The organism is Kosakonia sp. YIM B13588, from assembly GCF_042788165.1.
Taxonomy (GTDB): Bacteria; Pseudomonadota; Gammaproteobacteria; order Enterobacterales; family Enterobacteriaceae; genus Kosakonia; species Kosakonia sacchari.
This window is the reverse complement of the sequence record NZ_JBHZPO010000004.1, coordinates 76,957-83,221: the sequence shown is the minus strand read 5'-3', so window position 1 is coordinate 83,221 and position 6,265 is coordinate 76,957. Positions and strand designations below refer to the sequence as shown.

General features: G+C 51.7%; 6 protein-coding genes and 1 tRNA gene. 1 reads left to right on the top strand and 6 read right to left on the bottom strand.

Going from position 1 to position 6,265, the window contains the following annotated elements; all coding sequences use genetic code 11:
- Positions 1-138: 138 nt before the first annotated feature.
- The 6 genes from ACFX4U_RS09470 to rlmE form a co-directional block, all read right to left on the bottom strand.
- A tRNA-Leu gene (locus ACFX4U_RS09470) sits at positions 139-225 on the bottom strand.
- A 12-nt stretch (positions 226-237) separates the two neighbouring features.
- Positions 238-570, bottom strand: coding sequence for a preprotein translocase subunit SecG (secG, locus tag ACFX4U_RS09465; RefSeq protein WP_017457347.1), 333 nt, complete (start codon positions 568-570; stop codon positions 238-240).
- 224 nt (positions 571-794) lie between these two features.
- Positions 795-2,135: a phosphoglucosamine mutase gene (gene glmM / locus ACFX4U_RS09460; RefSeq protein ID WP_017457346.1), complete on the bottom strand. Its 1,341-nt coding sequence runs from the start codon at positions 2,133-2,135 to the stop codon at positions 795-797.
- Positions 2,128-2,976 (bottom strand): dihydropteroate synthase, encoded by an 849-nt coding sequence (gene folP / locus ACFX4U_RS09455; protein ID WP_313509015.1) that lies wholly within the window; start codon positions 2,974-2,976, stop codon positions 2,128-2,130. The genes glmM and folP overlap by 8 nt, the downstream gene beginning before the upstream one ends.
- Positions 2,977-3,075: 99 nt before the next feature.
- Positions 3,076-5,007: an ATP-dependent zinc metalloprotease FtsH gene (gene ftsH / locus ACFX4U_RS09450; protein WP_017457344.1), complete on the bottom strand. Its 1,932-nt coding sequence runs from the start codon at positions 5,005-5,007 to the stop codon at positions 3,076-3,078.
- Between the two features lie 102 nt (positions 5,008-5,109).
- Positions 5,110-5,736: a 23S rRNA (uridine(2552)-2'-O)-methyltransferase RlmE gene (gene rlmE, locus ACFX4U_RS09445; RefSeq protein WP_020455430.1), complete on the bottom strand. Its 627-nt coding sequence runs from the start codon at positions 5,734-5,736 to the stop codon at positions 5,110-5,112.
- A 118-nt stretch (positions 5,737-5,854) separates the two neighbouring features.
- Here rlmE and yhbY point away from each other — a divergent pair, with 118 nt between their 5' ends.
- Positions 5,855-6,148: a ribosome assembly RNA-binding protein YhbY gene (gene yhbY, locus ACFX4U_RS09440; protein WP_007369919.1), complete on the top strand. Its 294-nt coding sequence runs from the start codon at positions 5,855-5,857 to the stop codon at positions 6,146-6,148.
- Positions 6,149-6,265 lie beyond the last annotated feature (117 nt).

Here is a 6,265-nt window from a genome sequence, read left to right as displayed (position 1 = left end):
AGGTTGAAGGTTGAAGGTTGAAGGTTGAAGGTTGAAGGTTGAAGGTTGAAGGTTGAAGGTTGAAGGTTGAAGGTTTGGCAATGTCTTAAATTACAGGCAAAAAAAAAGACATCTTGCGATGTCTTATTTCCGGAATATTGGTACCGAGGACGGGACTTGAACCCGTAAGCCCAATCGGGCACTACCACCTCAAGGTAGCGTGTCTACCAATTCCACCACCTCGGCACGACTTACTTCTTAGTGCGGGATATCGCTGGTCGGCTGCGCCGGAGCTGCAGGCTGAGTTTGTTCACTCTTTGCCGGTGCGCTCAGATTATCCCACTCGCTTCCTTTATTGGTTTTATTGCTGTTAATGTTGCCCAGCACAAGGCTAATAATAAAGAACAGTGTTGCCAGCACAGCAGTCGTACGGGTCATGAAGTTACCAGAACCACTTGAACCGAACAGCGTACCGGACGCACCAGCGCCAAAGGAGGCTCCCATGTCAGCGCCTTTACCTTGCTGCAGCATAATCAGGCCAACAAGAGCCAGCGCTACAATAAGGAAAATAACTAAAAGAGCTTCGTACATAATCAACCTGTTCCTTGCGGGGTTGCCGCAGCCAATGCTTCAAACCAATAAAAGTGGGATGTTTATTGCTTTCCCACTGAAGCGGGTGTGAATACTAACCAAAGCGAATGACCTTCGCAAGGGCAATTTAAGCGCATTTTATCAAGTGCGGAAAAAAACAGCAAAATTGCGATCCCGGGCTATTAAAAAGGCGGCAACAGCCGCCTTTTTAAGCACTTATCGCGCTATTTTACAGCCTTAACTGCGTCAGCAATGCGATTCGCCAGCGATGTCACTTGCGCCTCGTCTTCACCTTCTACCATGACGCGAATTAACGGCTCAGTACCGGATTTACGCAATAACACACGACCGCGGCCAGCCAGCGTCGCTTCCACTTCTGCCGTCACCGTTTTGACCGTCTCGTCTTCCAGCGGATCGCCAATGCCTGCGGTAAAACGCACATTCACCAGCACTTGCGGGAACATCTTCATACCGCTGCACAAATCATGCAGGGACATGTGATTACGCACCATTGCGGCAACCACCTGCAAACCGGCCACGATACCGTCTCCGGTCGTCGTTTTATCCAGCAAAATCACATGACCGGAGTTTTCAGCGCCGATGCGCCAGCCCTTCTCCTGCATTTTTTCCAGCACATAACGGTCGCCCACTTTCGCGCGCGCAAAGGGAATGCCCAGTTGCTTAAGCGCCAGTTCAAGCCCCATATTGCTCATCAGTGTGCCTACTGCCCCACCGCGCAGCTGCCCCTGGCGCAACCCCTCGCGAGCAATGATATACATGATTTGATCGCCATCGACCTTGTTACCTTCGTGATCGACCATAATGACGCGGTCACCGTCACCATCAAAGGCAATGCCTAAATCGGCTTTCTCAACCAGAACGCGCTGCTGCAGCGCTGCCACATCCGTCGCACCACATTTTTCGTTGATGTTCACGCCATCCGGTTCACACCCAATGGCAATAACTTTCGCACCCAGTTCGCGAAAAACACTCGGTGCGATGTGGTAAGTCGCACCATTAGCGCAATCAACCACGATTTTTAACCCGTTAAGGCTCAGTTCATTCGGAAACGTCGCTTTGCAAAACTCAATGTAACGTCCTGCGGCATCAACAATGCGGCTGGCTTTCCCCAGCTCAGCGGAGTCCACACAGGTCAACTCCTTTTCCATCTCGGCTTCGATCGCCTCTTCTACTGCGTCCGGCAGTTTTGTGCCGTCAATAGAGAAAAATTTGATGCCATTGTCATAGAAAGGGTTATGCGAAGCCGAAATCACAATTCCTGCTTCTGCGCGAAATGTTCGCGTGAGATAGGCTACCGCCGGCGTTGGCATTGGTCCGGTAAAGGACGCGGAAAGACCAGCCGCCGCAAGACCGGCCTCCAGCGCGGATTCCAGCATATAGCCCGAAATACGGGTGTCTTTACCAATGATAATCTTACGCGATCCATGGCGCGCCAGTACTTTTCCGGCGGCCCAACCCAGCTTAAGCACAAAATCAGGGGTGATCGGTGCGTCGCCAACGCGGCCGCGAATACCATCGGTGCCAAAATATTTACGATTACTCATAGCGTTTGTTTTCCTTCGCTGACAGCGTGGCTTCCACCACCCGCATCGCTTCTACTGTTTCTTTTACATCGTGAACACGAATAATGTGCGCGCCTTGCATTGCCGCGATCACTGCGCAAGCCAGACTACCGCTTAATCGCTCGGAGGGACCAACATTAAGTAGCTGGCCTACCATCGACTTACGCGACATTCCGACCAGCAGAGGTAAGCCAAAATGATGAAACTCAGCCAGGCGGGCAAGCAATGCATAATTGTGGGAGAGATTTTTACCGAAACCGAATCCCGGGTCGAGCAACAATTTCTCTTTTGCGATTCCAGCCTGTTCGCATCGCGCTATATGCCCGATAAAAAAGCGATTCACGTCAGCAAACACATCATCATATTTCGGCGCTTCCTGCATGGTTTTTGGCTGGCCTTGCATATGCATCAGGCAAACCGGCAATCCGGTTTGTGCGGCGGCTTCCAGCGCGCCGGGCTCTGTTAATGAGCGAATATCGTTAATGATATGTGCGCCTACGCGCGCCGATTCGCGAATGACTTCAGGTTTAGACGTGTCGACGGAAATCCATACCTCGAAACGCTGTGCGATGGCTTCAACAACCGGGATTACGCGTTCAAGCTCCTCTTCCACACTAACATCGGCCGCTCCAGGACGCGTCGATTCCCCGCCGATATCCACAATTGTCGCCCCCGCATTGATCATCAGGTTCGCGTGCTTCACCGCCTCGATCAATGTGTTATGTGCACCGCCATCAGAAAAAGAATCCGGCGTTACATTGAGGATGCCCATTACATGGGGATGTGACAAATCCAGTGTTGAGCCCTGAGCATGGAGTTTCATGACTAAAAATCCCTGAGGTTATGGCAGTTAGAAATTAAAAGAAAAACCCCGGAGCAAGCCCCGGGGTTTTCATTAAAAGCAGATCATCAGCGCAAATACTTATTTGTCGCCCAGTTGTTCTGACATGGTATTGCCCGGGTTTGGCGTACGCGGTTCATCGACCGGACGCGGCGCTCGCGGCGTACCATTATTGTCAGAGTTGTTCGTACCCGGTTCTTCCCAACCTGCTGGCGGACGAACATCACGACGTGACATCAGGTCATCAATCTGCGGCGCATCGATGGTCTCATATTTCATCAGAGCATCTTTCATCGCATGCAGAATATCCATATTCTCATTGAGCAGCTGACGTGCGCGATTGTAGTTGCGTTCAATAAGCGATTTCACTTCCTGGTCGATGATTCGTGCGGTTTCATCGGACATATGTTTCGCTTTTGCAACGCTACGGCCCAGGAATACTTCGCCTTCCTCTTCCGCGTAAAGCAGCGGACCGAGTTTGTCGGAGAAGCCCCACTGGGTGACCATGTTACGGGCCAGGTTGGTCGCGACTTTAATATCGTTCGACGCACCGGTTGAAACATGTTCAACGCCGTAAATGATCTCTTCTGCCAGACGACCGCCGTACAGCGTTGAAATCTGGCTTTCCAGTTTCTGACGGCTGGCGCTAATGGCATCACCTTCCGGCAGGAAGAACGTCACACCCAGCGCACGGCCGCGCGGAATAATCGTCACTTTATGCACCGGATCGTGTTCCGGCACCAGACGACCAATAATCGCATGGCCTGCTTCGTGATATGCCGTGGACTCTTTCTGCGCTTCAGTCATCACCATGGAGCGGCGTTCCGCACCCATCATGATTTTGTCTTTCGCTTTTTCAAACTCGACCATCGACACAACGCGTTTGTTACCACGAGCGGCAAACAACGCAGCTTCGTTGACCAGGTTCGCCAAATCGGCACCGGAAAAGCCTGGTGTCCCACGTGCGATGATTGCCGCATCGATATCCGGCGACAGCGGCACACGGCGCATATGGACTTTCAGAATCTGCTCACGGCCACGAACGTCCGGCAGACCGACAACAACCTGGCGGTCAAAACGGCCCGGGCGCAACAAAGCAGGGTCGAGTACGTCCGGACGGTTAGTCGCGGCAATAACGATAATACCTTCGTTGCCTTCGAAACCATCCATCTCAACCAGCATCTGGTTCAGCGTCTGTTCACGCTCATCGTGACCACCGCCAAGACCCGCACCACGCTGGCGGCCTACGGCGTCGATTTCATCGATGAAGATAATGCACGGCGCGGCTTTCTTAGCTTGCTCGAACATGTCACGCACACGAGACGCACCGACACCAACGAACATTTCTACAAAGTCAGAACCGGAAATGGTGAAGAATGGCACCTTCGCTTCACCGGCGATCGCTTTCGCCAGCAGCGTTTTCCCCGTACCCGGAGGACCGACCATCAGGACGCCCTTCGGGATTTTACCGCCCAGTTTCTGGAAACGGCTCGGCTCACGCAGATATTCAACCAGCTCGCCAACTTCTTCTTTTGCTTCGTCGCAACCGGCAACGTCAGCGAAAGTCGTTTTGATCTGATCTTCCGTAAGCATACGCGCCTTGCTCTTGCCGAACGACATGGCACCTTTGCCACCGCCGCCCTGCATCTGACGCATAAAGAAAATCCAGACCCCAATCAGCAGCAGCATCGGGAACCAGGAGATGAAGATAGTCGTCAGAACGCTCTGCTCTTCCGGCGGTTCACCTACAACCTTGACGTTTTTCGTCACCAGGTTGTCGAGCAGTTTCGGATCCTGGACCGGGATGTAAGTCGTGTAACGGTTACTATCTTTCTTGGTAACGTTGATCTCACGTCCGTTGATACGCGCTTCGCGAACCTGGTCCTGGTTGACCTCTTGCAGGAAGGTAGAATAGTCCACCTTACGGCTATTCGACTCGCTGGGCCCAAAGCTCTGGAATACTGACATCAGCACGACGGCAATGACCAGCCAGAGTATTAGGTTTTTCGCCATGTCACTCAAGGGATTAACCTCATATTACAACTGTGTTAAAAACAGCGTCAGGATACAACATAACCCATCTCTTTCAAACCAAAGGCCGAAATCAACGGGATATCATTTTCGCCCGGTCGCTACAATATACACTTCACGTGAACGCGCACGTGAAGAGTCCGGTTTACGCACTTTAACCTTCGTAAACAGGGAGCGAATTTCGGTGAGATACTCATCGAAACCTTCGCCCTGGAACACCTTCACTAAAAAACTTCCGCCTGGCGCCAACACATCACGGCACATCTCCAGCGCCAGCTCCACCAGATACATGGAACGGGGGATATCAACAGCAGGTGTACCGCTCATATTCGGCGCCATATCTGACATGACAACCTGAACTTTACTGTCACCAACGCGATCCAATAACGCCTTCAGAACTAATTCATCACGAAAATCGCCCTGAAGGAAGTCCACACCAACGATTGGATCCATCGGTAAAAGATCGCAAGCGATGATGCGGCCATTACCACCAATCTGCGTGACCGCATATTGCGACCATCCACCAGGGGCAGCGCCCAAGTCGACAACCGTCATACCCGGCTTAAAAAGTTTGTCACTTTGCTGTATTTCATCAAGTTTAAACCAGGCACGGGAACGCAACCCTTTTTTCTGCGCCTGTTGAACATATTTATCGCTAAAGTGTTCCTGAAGCCAGCGGCTCGAACTGGCAGAACGCTTTTTACCTGTCATTTAACTTTCCATCTGGGTTCATCGTCGACATCGAGAAATTTCGACACGCAATTTGGCGATACAGTGGAGATGGCGGTAGAATGACCCGTTTTCAATCCCAACGTAAGCAAAATATACGATGAATCTGAGTACTAAACAAAAACAGCACCTGAAAGGTCTGGCACATCCGCTCAAGCCGGTAGTTATGCTTGGCAATAATGGTTTGACCGAAGGGGTACTGGCCGAGATTGAACAAGCGCTAGAGCACCATGAGCTCATCAAGGTGAAGATCGCCTCTGAAGACAGAGAAACTAAGACCTTGATCGTGGAAGCTATCGTTCGCGAAACCGGCGCCTGCAACGTACAGGTCATCGGTAAAACGCTGGTGCTTTATCGCCCAACCGCGGAGCGTAAAATTTCGCTGCCACGCTAAGGATATCCTGAATTGAACACAAAATCTGTGTAAAACGAGGGGTTTCCGCCAGCAGAGGTGCAAAATGCCACGCTCCCGGAATTCATAAAAGGCCGCAGTGCGGCCTTTTTCTTTTCT